At 52.0% G+C, this 15,715-nt stretch carries 13 protein-coding genes, 1 CRISPR repeat array and 1 riboswitch; of the genes, 11 read left to right on the forward strand and 2 right to left on the reverse strand.

What is annotated here, in order from left to right; all coding sequences use genetic code 11:
• Positions 1 to 114: 114 nt before the first annotated feature.
• The 3 genes from NEA10_RS18995 (at position 115) to thiC (ending at position 3,432) form a co-directional block, all read left to right on the forward strand.
• Positions 115 to 456: a histidine triad nucleotide-binding protein gene (locus NEA10_RS18995; protein WP_252662906.1), complete on the forward strand. Its 342-nt coding sequence runs from the start codon at positions 115 to 117 to the stop codon at positions 454 to 456.
• Positions 457 to 725: 269 nt separating this feature from the next.
• Positions 726 to 1,787: a photosystem II q(b) protein gene (psbA, locus tag NEA10_RS19000; protein ID WP_252662907.1), complete on the forward strand. Its 1,062-nt coding sequence runs from the start codon at positions 726 to 728 to the stop codon at positions 1,785 to 1,787.
• Between the two features lie 152 nt (positions 1,788 to 1,939).
• Positions 1,940 to 2,036, forward strand: a riboswitch (TPP riboswitch).
• Between the two features lie 7 nt (positions 2,037 to 2,043).
• Positions 2,044 to 3,432, forward strand: coding sequence for a phosphomethylpyrimidine synthase (gene thiC, locus NEA10_RS19005; protein WP_252662908.1), 1,389 nt, complete (start codon positions 2,044 to 2,046; stop codon positions 3,430 to 3,432).
• A gap of 70 nt (positions 3,433 to 3,502) precedes the next feature.
• Here the strand turns inward: thiC and NEA10_RS19010 are convergent, their stop codons facing one another.
• Positions 3,503 to 3,661 (reverse strand): hypothetical protein, encoded by a 159-nt coding sequence (locus NEA10_RS19010; protein WP_252662909.1) that lies wholly within the window; start codon positions 3,659 to 3,661, stop codon positions 3,503 to 3,505.
• 380 nt (positions 3,662 to 4,041) lie between these two features.
• A CRISPR array of direct repeats spans positions 4,042 to 4,746; the repeat unit is 38 nt; unit sequence GGTTTCAATCCCTAATAGGGATTATCGGTAATTGCGAG.
• 254 nt (positions 4,747 to 5,000) lie between these two features.
• Entirely contained in the window at positions 5,001 to 7,268 is a 2,268-nt protein-coding gene (locus tag NEA10_RS19015; protein WP_252662910.1) for a RelA/SpoT family protein, read from the reverse strand.
• Positions 7,269 to 7,629: 361 nt separating this feature from the next.
• On the opposite strand from NEA10_RS19015, the gene patD reads away from it, so the two are divergent.
• From patD to crtH, 8 genes are all read left to right on the forward strand, one after another.
• Positions 7,630 to 7,959 carry a heterocyst frequency control protein PatD gene (patD, locus tag NEA10_RS19020; RefSeq protein WP_252662911.1) on the forward strand — a complete coding sequence of 110 codons (330 nt, stop codon included), beginning with the start codon at positions 7,630 to 7,632 and terminating at the stop codon, positions 7,957 to 7,959.
• A 43-nt stretch (positions 7,960 to 8,002) separates the two neighbouring features.
• Positions 8,003 to 8,575 carry a zf-TFIIB domain-containing protein gene (locus tag NEA10_RS19025; RefSeq protein WP_252662912.1) on the forward strand — a complete coding sequence of 191 codons (573 nt, stop codon included), beginning with the start codon at positions 8,003 to 8,005 and terminating at the stop codon, positions 8,573 to 8,575.
• Between the two features lie 376 nt (positions 8,576 to 8,951).
• Positions 8,952 to 10,646 (forward strand): dipeptide ABC transporter ATP-binding protein, encoded by a 1,695-nt coding sequence (locus NEA10_RS19030; RefSeq protein ID WP_374111808.1) that lies wholly within the window; start codon positions 8,952 to 8,954, stop codon positions 10,644 to 10,646.
• Between the two features lie 22 nt (positions 10,647 to 10,668).
• On the forward strand, positions 10,669 to 11,820 hold the full coding sequence (locus NEA10_RS19035; RefSeq protein WP_252662914.1) for a patatin-like phospholipase family protein: 1,152 nt from the start codon (positions 10,669 to 10,671) through the stop codon (positions 11,818 to 11,820).
• Between the two features lie 50 nt (positions 11,821 to 11,870).
• Positions 11,871 to 12,812, forward strand: a complete 942-nt coding sequence (locus NEA10_RS19040) for a glycosyltransferase family 2 protein (RefSeq protein WP_252662915.1) — start codon at positions 11,871 to 11,873, stop codon at positions 12,810 to 12,812.
• A gap of 20 nt (positions 12,813 to 12,832) precedes the next feature.
• Complete coding sequence (locus tag NEA10_RS19045; RefSeq protein ID WP_252662916.1) at positions 12,833 to 13,570, forward strand: phycocyanobilin:ferredoxin oxidoreductase; 738 nt, start codon at positions 12,833 to 12,835, stop codon at positions 13,568 to 13,570.
• A gap of 110 nt (positions 13,571 to 13,680) precedes the next feature.
• Positions 13,681 to 13,851: a heterocyst-inhibiting protein PatX gene (gene patX / locus NEA10_RS19050; protein WP_252662917.1), complete on the forward strand. Its 171-nt coding sequence runs from the start codon at positions 13,681 to 13,683 to the stop codon at positions 13,849 to 13,851.
• Positions 13,852 to 14,046: 195 nt separating this feature from the next.
• A complete protein-coding gene (gene crtH / locus NEA10_RS19055; protein WP_252662918.1) occupies positions 14,047 to 15,582 on the forward strand; it encodes a carotenoid isomerase in 1,536 nt (511 codons plus the stop codon).
• The last annotated feature ends 133 nt before the right edge of the window (positions 15,583 to 15,715 follow it).

Genomic DNA, 15,715 nt, shown 5'->3' on the forward strand with positions numbered 1-15,715 from the left:
GCGTTCCGGCAAGTTTGAATCGATAGGCTTAGGTCAAAACCCCTACTGATGCCGGGACGCATCCTACCATCTCTTGCCTCTCCCCTCCCCCCCTGTCCCCTACCCCCTACCCCCATGACCGACACCATTTTTGCCAAGATTATCCGCAAAGAGATTCCAGCCGATATCCTCTATGAAGATGAGCATTGCTTGGCCTTTCGCGATATTGCGCCTCAAGCTCCCACTCATTTTCTGGTGATTCCCAAGAAACCCATTCCCAAGCTGGCGGATGCTGACGATAGCGATGAGCCACTGCTAGGGCATCTTCTCATTATTGCCAAACATGTCGCCGAGACCGAAGGATTAGAGAAAGGTTACCGAGTGGTTATCAATACCAGTGACGATGGCGGGCAAACGGTGGATCACCTGCACCTGCATGTCCTTGGGGGACGTGCCATGACTTGGCCCCCCGGCTAAGAGAGTTCAGCTAAGCTCAGGGACAGAGATATCCCTCTCCGTCTCTGGGCTTGAATATTGCAAAGTGTTAAGAAAAGAGTTATGACGACTGTATTGCTTACTGCAAGAGGCTTTCAGCGATTATTTTTCTCTCAATAGAGGCGGAATTCTAAAAAAAATCAGGAAAACCCTTTACATCGCGAAACAATTGCGTTAATGTAGATATCAACAAGGGCACAGACGTTCGTCGCTCTTGTTACAGAACCAAACACAACGCAATAATTCATATTATGACCACCACCTTACAGCAACGCGAATCCGCGTCTCTGTGGGAACGGTTTTGCAGTTGGGTCACCAGCACTGACAACCGCCTTTACATTGGCTGGTTCGGTGTCTTGATGATCCCCACCCTCTTAACCGCGACCACCTGCTTCATCATCGCCTTCATCGCTGCTCCTCCTGTGGACATCGATGGTATCCGCGAACCTGTTGCCGGTTCTCTTCTGTACGGAAACAACATCATTTCTGGTGCTGTCGTTCCGTCTTCTAACGCGATCGGACTTCACTTGTATCCCATCTGGGAAGCTGCTAGCCTCGACGAGTGGCTGTACAACGGCGGTCCTTACCAGCTCGTGGTCTTCCACTTCCTCATTGGCGTTTTCTGCTATATGGGTCGTGAATGGGAACTGTCTTTCCGTCTCGGAATGCGTCCCTGGATCTGCGTGGCTTACTCCGCTCCTGTTGCCGCTGCAACCGCAGTTTTCTTGATCTACCCCATCGGTCAGGGTTCCTTCTCCGATGGTATGCCCCTGGGCATTTCCGGAACCTTCAACTTCATGTTGGTGTTCCAAGCTGAGCACAACATCCTGATGCACCCCTTCCACATGCTCGGTGTGGCTGGCGTCTTCGGCGGTGCTCTGTTCTCCGCAATGCACGGTTCTCTGGTGACCTCCTCCTTGGTTCGTGAAACCACCGAGAGCGAGTCTCAGAACTACGGCTACAAATTCGGTCAAGAAGAAGAGACCTACAACATCGTTGCAGCTCACGGCTACTTCGGTCGCCTAATCTTCCAATACGCTTCTTTCAACAACAGCCGCTCTCTGCACTTCTTCTTGGGTGCATGGCCGGTGGTTGGAATCTGGTTCACTGCTCTGGGCGTCAGCACCATGGCCTTCAACCTCAACGGTTTCAACTTCAACCAGTCCGTGTTGGATAGCCAAGGTCGTGTCATCAACACCTGGGCTGACGTGATCAACCGCGCCAACCTGGGTATGGAAGTCATGCACGAGCGTAACGCTCACAACTTCCCCCTCGACTTGGCTGCTACCGAAGCTCCTTCCATCAACGGCTAATTTTTGCCCTTGGGAAGTTAGCTAACGTGGTTAACTAAGACTTAAAAAAAGCGTCCTCTTCGGGGGGCGCTTTTTTTTTTGCCAATGTCAACCCTTGGTCATAAAAGTTAACCCCTGCCAAGCCTCCAGAATGATGTTAAACTCAGTACACTTAAGCAAGCTAGGGGTGCCTGAGTCGTCAGGCTGAGATTACACCCTTAGAACCTGAGACCGGCTAGTACCGGCGAAGGGAAGCTGTTTATCGAGGAAATTCAATATGCGTACAGACTGGGTAGCTAAGCGACGCGGTCAAGGTAATGTATCCCAGATGCACTACGCTCGTCAGGGAGTCATTACTGAAGAGATGGACTATGTCGCCAAGCGGGAAAATCTCCCTCAGGAGTTAGTCCGCGATGAGGTGGCCCGAGGACGGATGATTATTCCAGCCAATATCAACCACACCAACCTCGAACCGATGGCCATTGGGATCGCCTCTAAATGTAAGGTGAATGCTAACATTGGCGCTTCTCCCAACTCCTCTAATATTGATGAGGAAGTGGCTAAACTGAACCTGGCGGTGAAGTATGGTGCGGACACTGTCATGGACTTGTCTACGGGTGGCGGGGACTTGGATGTGATTCGCACCGCCATTATCCAGGCTTCTCCGGTTCCTATTGGCACGGTTCCTATTTATCAGGCTCTTGAGAGTGTCCATGGAAGTGTGGAAAATCTCTCAGCCGATGACTTCCTGCATATTATCGAGAAACACGCTCAGCAGGGTGTGGATTACATGACGATTCATGCGGGAATCTTGATTGAACATCTACCGTTGGTGCGCGATCGCATTACGGGGATTGTCTCTCGCGGTGGGGGAATCTTAGCCCGCTGGATGTTACATCACCACAAGCAAAATCCCCTCTACACCCATTTCGATGACATTATCGAAATCTTCAAGAAATATGATGTGTCCTTTAGTTTGGGGGATTCTCTGCGTCCGGGTTGTACCCATGATGCCAGTGATGAAGCACAACTGGCGGAGTTGAAAACCCTGGGACAGTTGACGCGCCGCGCCTGGGAACATGATGTTCAGGTGATGGTGGAAGGTCCAGGCCATGTTCCCATGGACCAGATTGAGTTTAACGTCAAGAAACAGATGGAAGAGTGCAGCGAAGCACCGTTCTATGTGTTGGGTCCGTTGGTGACCGACATTGCGCCGGGGTATGATCATATTACCTCTGCCATTGGTGCGGCGATGGCCGGTTGGTATGGAACGGCGATGTTATGCTACGTGACACCGAAAGAGCATTTGGGATTACCGGATGCGGAGGATGTGCGCAATGGCTTGATTGCCTATAAGATTGCGGCTCATGCGGCGGATATCGCTCGTCATCGTCCTGGTGCGCGCGATCGCGATGATGAACTCTCGGCGGCCCGGTATAACTTCGATTGGAACAAGCAGTTTGAGTTATCGCTGGACCCTGAACGCGCTCGGGAATACCATGATGAGACCCTTCCGGCGGATATCTACAAGTCGGCGGAGTTCTGCTCGATGTGTGGACCGAAGTTCTGTCCAATGCAGACGAAGGTGGATGCGGATGCGTTGACGGAGTTGGAGAAGTTCCTGGCGTCTAATGAGGCGAAGGAGAAAGCGATCGCGAAGGCGTAAGCTAAGGTCAGTCTGGGTTTGGAGGAGATGGCTCATCTCCTCTAAACTCAGGCTAGGGTTTAAAGGATTGTCAGGAATTGCAAGGTGTGTGGTTATGGGCGATCGCCACTCCACCGACGCCGGGGTCAACGGCGGACAACAGGAGTGCGATTTTGATGGCTTCTTGGCCAATGACGGCACTCAGGGGGAAGGTTGTTCGGGTGGCGGTGGTGAGGGCTGGCGCTGACATAGGAGCGGTTTGGGGGGGGGTGGATGCCTATCGTACTTGCTCTAGTGATCCTATACTGTCGCGGGCATCAGGGGAATGGGGTTTGGGGCGATCGGGTTTTGGGGGCTGAGGGGTTGGTGGTTTTAATGTCTGGCTAGGGGGTGAGAGGGTTGAGATGTTTGGGTTAGGACGATAGTTAGAGGGTTGAGATGTTTGGGTTAGGACGATAGTTAGAGGGTTGGGATTTTAGATATTAAAATTTTAAGCTCTAAGTGCCGTCCTAACTATTGTGTTGTTTATAGGGCTGTGGGGGTCTAGATATTCTGAGGATTGTCTTGGAAATAGGGATTATCGGTAATTGCGAGTCTGCGATCGCAGACTATCCCGAAGTTGCTCAGCGCGGTTTCAATCCCTAATAGGGATTATCGGTAATTGCGAGGGAAGTTGGGAGAATCTACTTGTGGAGATTTTTGGTTTCAATCCCTAATAGGGATTATCGGTAATTGCGAGCCGGCTGTCGTCACACAGCAGGGAGAAAAGTTGGGAAGGTTTCAATCCCTAATAGGGATTATCGGTAATTGCGAGGTTTACGTCCTCGATGAGGCTGGAATCTTTCTCGGTTTCAATCCCTAATAGGGATTATCGGTAATTGCGAGAAATCAACACCACCCTTCTTTAATTGCATGAGAGGTTTCAATCCCTAATAGGGATTATCGGTAATTGCGAGCCTACCTTTCTTCGATTTCTCGCCCTCCTTTCTACAGTTTCAATCCCTAATAGGGATTATCGGTAATTGCGAGCAAATTTCTCAGCCCCTCTGGTCTCATCATTGCCACTGTTTCAATCCCTAATAGGGATTATCGGTAATTGCGAGGGATTCAGCGCCGAGCCGACCAGGAACGACGCCACGAATCGTTTCAATCCCTAATAGGGATTATCGGTAATTGCGAGTGGATTGCTTGAGATAATGATTCATTAGAATTTTCGCGGATGTTTCAATCCCTAATAGGGATTATCGGTAATTGCGAGTTGATCCGCGCATTCCGTTCTGATATAATAGATATGGATTGTTTCAATCCCTAATAGGGATTATCGGTAATTGCGAGGCCTCCCTCCTGGAACCCTGACACTATGAAGTTTTCAAGGTCCATTTGCGCGAGACCCCCTGATTCTAACACCCAACCAGCGAAAAACGCAAGCCCTTGCCTATCAAAAACCCCCAAAATTCCCTCCCAGACAGACATACAAAATTTGCGCGACACTTACAATGTACTGCAACCCCCAAAACCCAGTCCCCAGAAGGGATGTAGCCATTTTTGCCCAAGCCTCCCTCAAACAGCTACCCCCTCGCGCAAACTCCCTACGACACACGTCCCTCCTGAAGACGACGCATATTCAACACATCACTCATCTGGCGAATCTGAGCAAAGGTGCGATCCAACTGGCCGAGATCGCGAATCCCAATCCCCAAATCAATCACCGCCGGTTTCCCCTCCGTCGTCCGCACCTGGGCACTATGCACATTAATATTGTTATCCTTCAGACGAGACAAAATATCATTGAGCACCCCCACCCGATCCAACACCTCAATCGAAATGTCCACCGGATACGTCGGGACACGGCCCGCCTCCTCCTGACTGTTCCAACTCACCGGAACCAGCCGTTCCCCCGGAACCGAACTGACATTATTACAATGCTGATTGTGAATCGAGATCCCCCGATCGCCCCGAGTCACCACCCCAATAATCGGCTCTCCCGGAACCGGCTTACAACAGCCGGCGATGTGGTACACCATCCCCTCAATCCCCGCAATCGGAGACTTACTTCCCTTAGAGGGCGACTGTTGCGGAATCGCTTTACTCATCAGCGATCGCGTCGTTTCCTCAAAACTCGGCACCTCTGGCGGCGTTTGTTGCACCTTCACCGTATCCTGCAAACGGTTCACCACCTGATTCAGCGTCACCTCCCCATAGCCAACCGCCGCCAACAAATCATCCACACTGTGATAATTACAGCGTTCCGCCACCATCTTCATCGGTTCCGACTTCAACAACGCTTCAAAACCACTCTTCCCTAACTCTTTCTCCAACATCTCCCGGCCCCGAGCCACATTCTCATCCCGATGCGATCGCTTGTACCATTGACGAATCCGATTCCGAGCACTCGGCGTCACCACAAAGTTGAGCCAATCCAAACTGGGATGACTATTCTTCTGGGTGATAATCTCCACAATACTGCCATTGTGCAAATGACTATCTAAAGGCACAATCCGCCCATCCACCTTCGCCCCAGCACAGTGATTCCCCACTTCTGTATGGATACGATAGGCAAAATCCACGGGAGTCGCCCCCTGTTTCAACGCCACCACATCCCCCTCCGGAGTAAACACATACACATCATCTTCAAACAAATTGTCCTTGATGCTATCGAGATACTCCTGGGCATCTTTTAAGTCATGTTGCCAATCCAACAATTGCCGCAGCCAGGTAAACTTTTCATCTTCTGCCGTCCATTGACTTTGAGATGAACCCGATTCCTTATACTTCCAATGAGCCGCAATCCCGTACTCAGCCACATGGTGCATATCAGCGGTACGAATTTGCACTTCAATGGGCCGCCCACCCTTGCCAATTACCCCCGTATGCAAGGATTGGTAACGGTTGGGCTTCGGTAACCCAATATAGTCCTTAAAGCGCCCAGGAATGGGGTTAAAGGCATCATGGACAATAGCCAACGCCCGATAACACTCATCGTTACTATTGACAATTACCCGCACCGCCGCAATATCATAAATCTCGGTAAAATCCTTCTGCTGCCGCTGCATCTTCGTATAAATTCCATAGAGATGCTTGGGACGGCCACTGACTTCAAAACCGCTAATTCCCACCGCTTGCAACCGCTCACTTAACGTTGACGCCACCGCGTGAATCCGACTCTCCCGATCGCCCCGTTTATCCGCCACCAAATCCCGAATCTGGGCGTAGGCCTCCCCATCGAGATACTTAAAGGATAAATCCTCCAACTCCCACTTAAAGCGACCAATTCCCAAACGGTTCGCCAACGGAGCAAAAATATCCAACGTCTCCTGAGCAATCCGTTTCTGTTTTGCCGGAGCCAGATGGGTTAAGGTGCGCATATTATGGAGACGGTCTGCCAGTTTAACCACAATCACCCGAATATCTTGGGCCATGGCCAAAAACATCCGTCGGAAGTTCTCCGCCTGACGCTCAGTTTTACTGGAAAAGTTGAATTTCGAGAGTTTCGTCACCCCCTCCACCAGCCGCCGCACTTCTTCGCCGAAATGAATCTCCAACTCCTCAGAGGTAATATCTGTGTCTTCCACCACATCATGGAGGAAACCAGCAGCGATGGTGGCCCCATTTCCCCCTAACTCCCGCAATAACCCCGCAACCGCCACGGGATGGGCAATATAGGGTTCTCCCGACGCCCGACATTGCCCCTCATGGAGGTCATAGCCAAACTGAAACGCCCGACGGACCAAGTCCACCTCATTCGGGCTAAGATTACTCAGTAAGCCATGGGGATCACTGTCGTCGAGAGCAGCTTTAAGCCAATCCGGGACGTCAATTGAGAAGTCAAAGCGACAGGTAGGAGATGCTACGTTCATAATGGTTTCACCGTTTCGAGCGATCGCAGATTAAAGGGAAAAATAGGAATCAAACTCAGAGTCAGGCTCACCCTCTCCCTGAGTCAAAAGGCGATGGGATATCCCTCAATTCTGAAACCTCTACAGTATCGTAGAATACAGAAATTTGCGGGATTTGCCGTAACAAATCTGAGTCGAGATAGGCAAGACCCTGCAATCGCCCACGGATGCGATCGCAGAGAAACGAGAAGCCGAACCAAGTTTTAACTGCTAATTATGGAGCCAACACGCTGTCTCAGGACTGCGTTATACAATGTCTTAATTTTTGTAAAAAATGGCTTAACCTAATTGTAGCAACCTACACTCATTTTTGGTAGCCCCCATGTCAACGAATCCTTACCTGGAGCTACAGGAACGACTACAGCGCCTAGAGACCCCCCAGGCGAACCCCCCCCTAACAGTGCAGGTCAACAGCCTACAACAATGGTTTCAGCAGACGCTCCTCAGCCCCGAGAATGCGCGCCCCCAAGCGGAACAGTCCCTATTGGTGGAACTGCACAAACAACTGCGGCTGCTGGCCACCGACGCCGCCTTTCTCCAATCCGCCAAAACCCCGCAAACCCAACAGCAGCGGCAGCAACAGATGGGCGATCGCCTCAAGACCCTACAACGCTATTGTCAGCATTTACTCAATCCCGAGGACAAGACATAATAGACAACGCAACCTCCACACCACTCCTCACCGTTCGCTGCTTATGCAATCTCCCAAAGCCCGCCAAATCACCCTACAAGAGAGGGATCTCGAACCCGGACTCCCCGCCCAACACTGTCCTGAAACGGGAGGGGTTTGGATTGAACGAGACCCCTATGAACAGTGGTGTAGGGACAATCCCCCCGAAGACCTCAGCCCCGAAGACCTCAGCCAACGCCTAGCCAACCTGGACTTCAGCCCCGCCCCAGAGGACAGCAAAGCCGCCCTCTGTCCTCACAGCGGCAAAATCCTCATTCGGGCCCGAGTCGATGCCCCCCAGCCTTTTTATATCGAGCGTTCCCCCGAAACGGGCGGCATTTGGCTTGATGGTGGAGAATGGGAGGTTCTCAAACAGCTTGGCTTACACAATCAACTGGATCGCCTCTTTTCCGCCGATTGGAAAGCCCAACTACGAGAACAAACCCAAGTCGATCGCCAACGCACCGCCACCATCGACAAACTCGGGGAACCCTTAGCCCAAAAAGTCTTTGAACTCGCCGACGAACTCCGCCAACATCCCAACGGCGATTTCGGGGTCTCCTATCTCACCCAAGTTGTCATCAACAGTCAAGGATAATGGACAATTAACAATCGAAAGTGGACAATAGAGCAGCGATGTGTTCCGGCTTGCCGATTCCCAAAATCCCCTCCTGGGAGGGGTAGGGGTGGGTTCTCCCCAGGGCCGATTCCCAAACTCCCCTCCTGGGAGGGGTAGGGGTGGGTTCTCCCCAGGGCCGATTCCCAAACTCCCCTCCTGGGAGGGGTAGGGGTGGGTTCTCCCCAGGGCCGATTCCCAAACTCCCCTCCTGGGAGGGGTAGGGGTGGGTTCTCCCCAGGGCCGATTCCCAAAATCCCCTCCTGGGAGGGGTAGGGGTGGGTTCTCCCTGATTGCCTACCGCAGCGATGCGTTCCGGCAGTTTTGAATCGGTGGGCTGAGGTCATAACCCTTACTGATGCCGGAACACATCCTACCGTTGCCTCTGTTCCCTGTTCTTTTCTCCCCCTTGACCCTACTTCACATCGACCAACTGCGGATAGCCTATCCCCAAACAGACCCCAACGACCCCCTCACCTGGGCCGTTGATGATGTCTCCTTTCAACTGGCCCCCGGCGATCGCCTCGGAGTCGTGGGGGAATCGGGCTGCGGAAAATCCACCCTCGGACGAGCTTTTATGGGACTTCTACCCCCCGGAAGTCATCTTGAAGGCGATATCCGCTTTCAGGGCCAATCCATTCTCTCCCGTAGCCCTGGACAGTTGCGAAAATTCCGGGGCGAGGAAATTGCCCTGATTTTTCAGGACCCCATGACACGCCTCAATCCCCTGATGACCATTGGCGACCACTGCATCGAAACCTTGCAGGCCCATCGCCCGAAATTGAGGTTCCAAGATGCCAAAACCCAGGCCCTGAATACCCTAGAAGCCGTCAAAATCCCGCGAAATCGTTGGAGTCAATATCCCCATGAATTTAGTGGAGGAATGCGTCAGCGGGTGGCGATCGCCCTGGCCCTCCTCCTAAACCCCAAACTGATTATCGCCGACGAACCCACCACCAGCCTCGATGTCACCGTTTCGGCAGAGATTCTCGATGAACTGAGGGGCCTGTGTGACGAACAAAACCTGGCCCTGATGCTGATTTCCCATGACATCGCCCTCGTGGGAGAATACTGCGATCGCCTGGCCATCATGACCGAGGGTAAAATCGTCGAAACCGGTAACACCCGCGAAATTCTCCAATCCCCCCAACATCCCTACAGTCAATCCCTCCTCAACGCCGTCCGAGAACTGCAAGAGGTGCAACCCCCGCCTCCTCCCGATCCCACCTCATCCATCTCCCCCCTCTTACAAGTCGAGAACCTCCAACAGCATTACAGCCTCGAACAAAACCTCATCGAACGCCTATTCCGTAAGGGTAAACCCGAAACCATCAAAGCTGTCGACAACGTCAACTTAAGCCTCTACCCTGGGGAAATTTTCGGCTTAGTGGGAGAATCCGGCTGTGGGAAATCCACCCTCTCCCGAACCATCCTGCAACTGGTGAAACCCACCGCCGGGCGAGTGTCCTTTCTCGGGCGAGATTTAGGACAACTCTCCCCACAACAACTGCGACAGCAACGGCGACAGATGCAGATGATTTTCCAGGATCCCCACGCCTGTCTCAACCCCATGATGACCGTCGGCGACAGCATCGCCGATCCCCTCCTGATTCATGGACTAGCTAAGGGAAAAGCCGCCCAGGACCAAGTCCTCAGCCTCCTGGAACGAGTCGGACTGAGTCCCGCCGCCACCTACGCCCGCCGCTATCCTCGGGAACTCTCTGGGGGACAACAGCAACGGGTGGCGATCGCCCGGGCCCTGATTACCCATCCTAAGTTAATCGTCTGTGACGAACCCGTGAGTATGCTAGATGCCAACGTGCAGGCCCAGGTGTTGAGTTTGATGAAAGACCTCAAAGAGGAGTTCGACCTCACCTACTTATTTATTACCCATGACTTGTGGGTGGCCCGCTTTTTGTGCGATCGCATCGCCGTCATGACTCAAGGGCAAATCGTCGAACTCGCCCCCACCGAAGACCTCTTTCGCAATCCTCAACATCCCTATACCCAAACCCTCCTCAACGCCGCCTTAAGCGTTAAATCCTCCGCCTAATCTCTCTTAACCGGTTGCAGCTATGACCCTAGAAACCCGCAAAACCCTAACTCGCCCCAGACGCATCCTCTCCATTGACGGCGGCGGAATTCGCGGTGTTGTGGCGGCGGAAATTCTCTTAGAAATTGAGAAAATTCTCTGCCATAACAATACCCCCTGGAGCTGTCTCGCCGATTACTTTGATTTAATCGGGGGAACCAGCACCGGTTCCATTTTAGCCTCAGCCATTGCCATGGGGATGAAGGTTCAAGATATCTTAGACCTCTATATCAATCATGGTCGCGAAATTTTTACACCCAACGTCTTTTGGAAACGCTGGCTCTTCTCACGATATAAAAGTCAACCCTTAGAAAAAAAACTGAAAGAGCTTTTTGGCTACAAAACCCTAGAATCCAAGGACTTAAAAACCTTTCTGGCGATTGTCAGCAAAAATGCCACCACAGCCCGAAACTACTTCTTTATCAATCATCCCGACAATCGATATTACGAGGATAACCAATCCCTGCAACTCTGGCAACTGATTCGTGCCAGCACCGCCGCCCCCACCTTTTTTCCCCCTGAACGAATGACCGTCAAGACTCGGGGCAAGAAACATAACTATGAATTTATTGACGGGGGGATGAGCATGTTCAATAATCCCAGCTTTCAACTCTTCGTAGAATCCACCCAGCCCAAATATCGAATTGGTTGGAAAACCGGCGCTGACAACCTTTTACTGGTTTCCATCGGAACCGGCTTTTCCTCTAATCTCATTCCCTTTGAACGAGCCAAACGCCATACTCTCCTCAACTGGGCCCCCTACGCCATCGGCACTTTGATGGAAGATGCCAATGTCCAGCAAAACTTTATTATGGGCTTAATTGGTCAAACTCCTCCAGACCTACAACGACTCATGGATAATGAACTAGAAAACCTATCCATCCCAAGCTGTTCAGGATTACAAGATACATCAGCCGGAACCTTTCCTAGCCTGTTGACCTATCACCGTTATACAACCGTGTTCAGTGAAGCTCGCTTCAGACAACTCCAACTCGACACCATTACCCCCGCTCAAGTGGCGACCATGGATGCGGTTGACCAAATCCAAACCTTAAGAGATATTGGTCAGGCGATCGCCCGCGAACAAGTCCGCGCCGAATACTTTGATAACTTCCGTCACGAGGATACTGACTAAAAAATAACCACAAGGGTCTATCTCGACTATCATTTGCGTCTAAGTCGGCTATGTTTTTTACAGTTATCATTCCCACCTACAATCGCCTCCCCATTTTAAAAAAATGCCTCCAGGGATTAGAGCAGCAACAGCTCACCCCCCCCAGCAGCGGCTATGAGGTCCTTGTGATTGATGATGGCTCCAACGATGGAACCTGGGAGTGGTTAGATTCCTATCAAACCAGGATGCCCCAGTTGCGCTGTTTTCGGCAACAGAATGCCGGGCCAGCGGCGGCCCGGAACCTCGGCTTAGAGCAAGCAAACGGGGATATCATTGTCTTTATCGACAGTGATTTAGTGGTGACCGAACAGTTTTTACAGGCTCACAGTCAGGGCTTACAAGAGGGAATCAAAACCCTGGGACATGAACGCCTTTTTACCTATGGTGCTGTGATTAACACCTGTAATTTTGAAAATCCCACCGCTGAACCCTATAAACTCACCGACTTTTCGGCTGCCTATTTTGCGACCGGCAATGTAGCAATTCCCAAGCATTTATTGGATAAAGTGGGGAACTTTGATACCCGCTTTAAACAGTATGGCTGGGAAGACTTAGAATTAGGCGTTCGACTGAAAAACATCGGAGTTAAACTGATTAAATGTCCCCAAGCGGCGGGCTATCATTGGAACCCAGCTTTTTCCCTAGACCGATTACCCGCCTTAATTGAGCGAGAACAGCAACGGGCAAAAACGGGGGTGCTTTTCTACCAAAAACATCCCACCTGGGAAGTGCGGCTGATGATTCAGATGACCCCCTTTCACCGGGCCCTGTGGGGGCTATTATCCTTGGGGGGATATCTCAACGAACAGCGGCTGCGGGGCCTGTTAGAGTGGCTGATTCAGCGAGGCCAGTCGCAACTGGCCTTAGAAATTGCTCGGATTTTCCTAAATTGGTATCATGTTCAAGCTGTACGGGATGCCTATCGGCAGTACCAGCAACCCCTAGTCCGTTGAACCCCTCACCCTGAATCCTTATGACCTCTTCGGTGCGATCGCAGCAACATCCCCTAATTCAAAAACTCGCCGATGCCATTGAGTCCACATGGCAAACCTACCTCGACCTTGAACCCTATCATCTTCCCGAGGATTTAGGCTACGTGGAAGGCCGACTGGAGGGGGAAAAACTGGTGATTGAGAATCGCTGTTACCAGTCGCGGGAGTTTCGTAAGATGCACCTAGAACTGGCCAAAGTGGGCAAGAACCTGGACATTCTCCATTGTGTCATGTTTCCCCACCCCACCTATGCCCTGCCCATGTTTGGCACCGATTTGGTGGGGGGACGGGGACAAATTAGCGCCGCCATTGTCGATTTATCCCCCACAACCGAGAATCTAACCCTCTCGCAAGACTATCAGCAAAACTTAGCCGCCTTACCGCAATTAGACTTTGCCCAAGTGCGTGATTTACCCGACTGGGGTGATATTTTTTCGGACTTTTGCCTCTTTATTCGTCCGTCCGATGAAGCAGAAGAACAGCAATTTATCGAACGGGTCAGGGACTATCTGAAACTACACTGTGAACGGGCCCGCGCCAGTGAACCCGTCGAGGGGGATGCGATCGCCCAAATTCGGGCCGGCCAGTTGTATTACTGTAACAAACAACGTCAAAACGATAAGACCCGGCGTGTATTGGAGAAGGCATTTGGCGAGGCTTGGGCAGAACGTTATATGACCTCAGTTCTCTTTGACTTGCCCCCAGACAGCCAAACCTAGGTTTCAGCTTAGGGAGAACGAATTCCCGGCGCAAAAAAACAAAGTTGTCCGGATGAGTCCCCAGCAGGTTGGGAAGAAGGAGTAGCACTATCACTCAAGAGGCTACTTTGATGAGCATCTATAAAACTCTTTTCCTCTCTAGCCTGCTATTAATGGGATTCGCGGTCAACGTCCAAGCGCAACGAGTATCCTCCACCTCCAACTACGACACCCTCAGTCAAGTGTTCTCGACTGATAGCAGTAATGCGGATACCGTTCCCCACCGTGGTAGCGGTCGCTAAAACACATCCTGCTAGAAGGCTAGGTCGTTACTAGGTATCCGTATTAAGGCAAACTTGCGTTAATGCGGATGTTTTTTTGGCTAGAGAGACTTCACCAAAGTCAGATGGGTGAATTTGCCGGGAACCATTCCCGATCGCCCATCTCCTCCGCTACAGTACAAAGAGATTGTTTTAATATCCTCCGATACCATCTCTATGACTGCAACAGCGGCTTCTTCCTCCTCCCGGGCCCGATCGCCCCAAGCCTATGATGCCATTATCATCGGCTCAGGCATGGGTGGCCTCGTCACCGCCAGCCAACTGGCCAGCAAAGGGGCCAAGGTTCTGGTTCTCGAACGCTATCTGATTCCCGGAGGGAGTGCTGGCTACTTCGAGCGTTCCGGCTATCGCTTTGACGTGGGGGCCTCGATGATTTTTGGCTTTGGCGAACAGGGAACCACCAACCTGCTCACCCGGGCCCTAGACGCCGTCAACATGAGTCTAGAAACCATCCCCGATCCCGTCCAAATTCACTATCACCTTCCCAACCAATTAGAACTCAAAGTTCATCGCCATTACGAAGGCTTCATCAGTGAACTCACCGCCAAATTCCCCCACGAACGCCAGGGGATTCGCCGCTTTTACGATGAATGTTGGAAAATCTTTAACTGTCTCAACAGCATGGAGTTACTCTCCTTAGAAGAACCCCGCTATCTAATGCGGGTCTTTTTCCAGCATCCCCTCGCCTGTTTGGGATTAGTGAAATACTTACCCCAAAATGTCGGTGACATTGCCCGTCGCTATATCCAAGACCCAGAACTGCTGAAATTTATTGATATTGAATGTTACTGCTGGTCTGTCGTTCCTGCCGACCTCACCCCAGCCATTAATGGAGGAATGGTATTCAGCGATCGCCATTATGGGGGCATCAACTACCCCAAAGGGGGCGTAGGAACCATCGCCCAGGCCCTCGTCGATGGCTTAGAAAAAGCCGGGGGAGAAATCCGCTACAAAGCCCGCGTCACAGAAATTATTATGGAGGGCCGGCGAGCGGTGGGAGTCAAACTCGCCTCTGGGGAAACCCTCTATGGCCGTCGTATTGTCTCTAACGCCACCCGCTGGGATACCTTCGAGAAATTGCTGCCCCCAGAGAAGATGCCCTCCCGAGAACGCCGCTGGCAGACGCGATATCGCAAATCTCCAGGATTCCTGAGTCTGCACATGGGAGTCGCCGCCGACATCCTGCCTCCCAACAGCGAATGCCATCATATTATTCTGGAGGACTGGCAACAGATGGAGGCAGCCCAGGGAACCCTCTTTGTCTCCATTCCCACCCTCCTCGACCCCAGTCTCGCTCCCGAGGGCTATCATATTATCCACGCCTTCACCCCGGACTGGCTGGAGTCTTGGCAACATCTGCCCCCCGATGAGTACGAAACTGCTAAGGAAGCCGCCGCCTGGGAGGTGGTCGATCGCCTCGAAGCCATTTTCCCCGGTTTAGATGCCGGATTAGACTATCTGGAAGTGGGAACCCCTCGCACCCATCGCCGCTTCCTAGGACGGGATGAGGGGACCTATGGCCCCATTCCCCGCCATAAACTCCCCGGCTTGCTGACGATGCCCTTCAACCGCACCGCTGTCCCCGGTTTATATTGTGTCGGCGATAGTACCTTTCCCGGTCAGGGCCTGAATGCTGTCGCCTTTTCTGGCTTTGCTTGCGCCCATCGCATTGCCGTCGATTTAGGTCTTTAGGTCTTTCGATAGGGGGAGAGATAACTCTATCGAAAGGTGGGGGCGATCGCCCTGATGATTTGTGAGAATGACATCATTGCTTCGGTTCAAATTCCGGAGAGATTGCAGGAAAACGGGTTCGTCCAGTGACTGA

This window comes from Phormidium yuhuli AB48 (assembly GCF_023983615.1).
Taxonomy (GTDB): domain Bacteria; phylum Cyanobacteriota; class Cyanobacteriia; order Cyanobacteriales; family Geitlerinemataceae; genus Sodalinema; species Sodalinema yuhuli.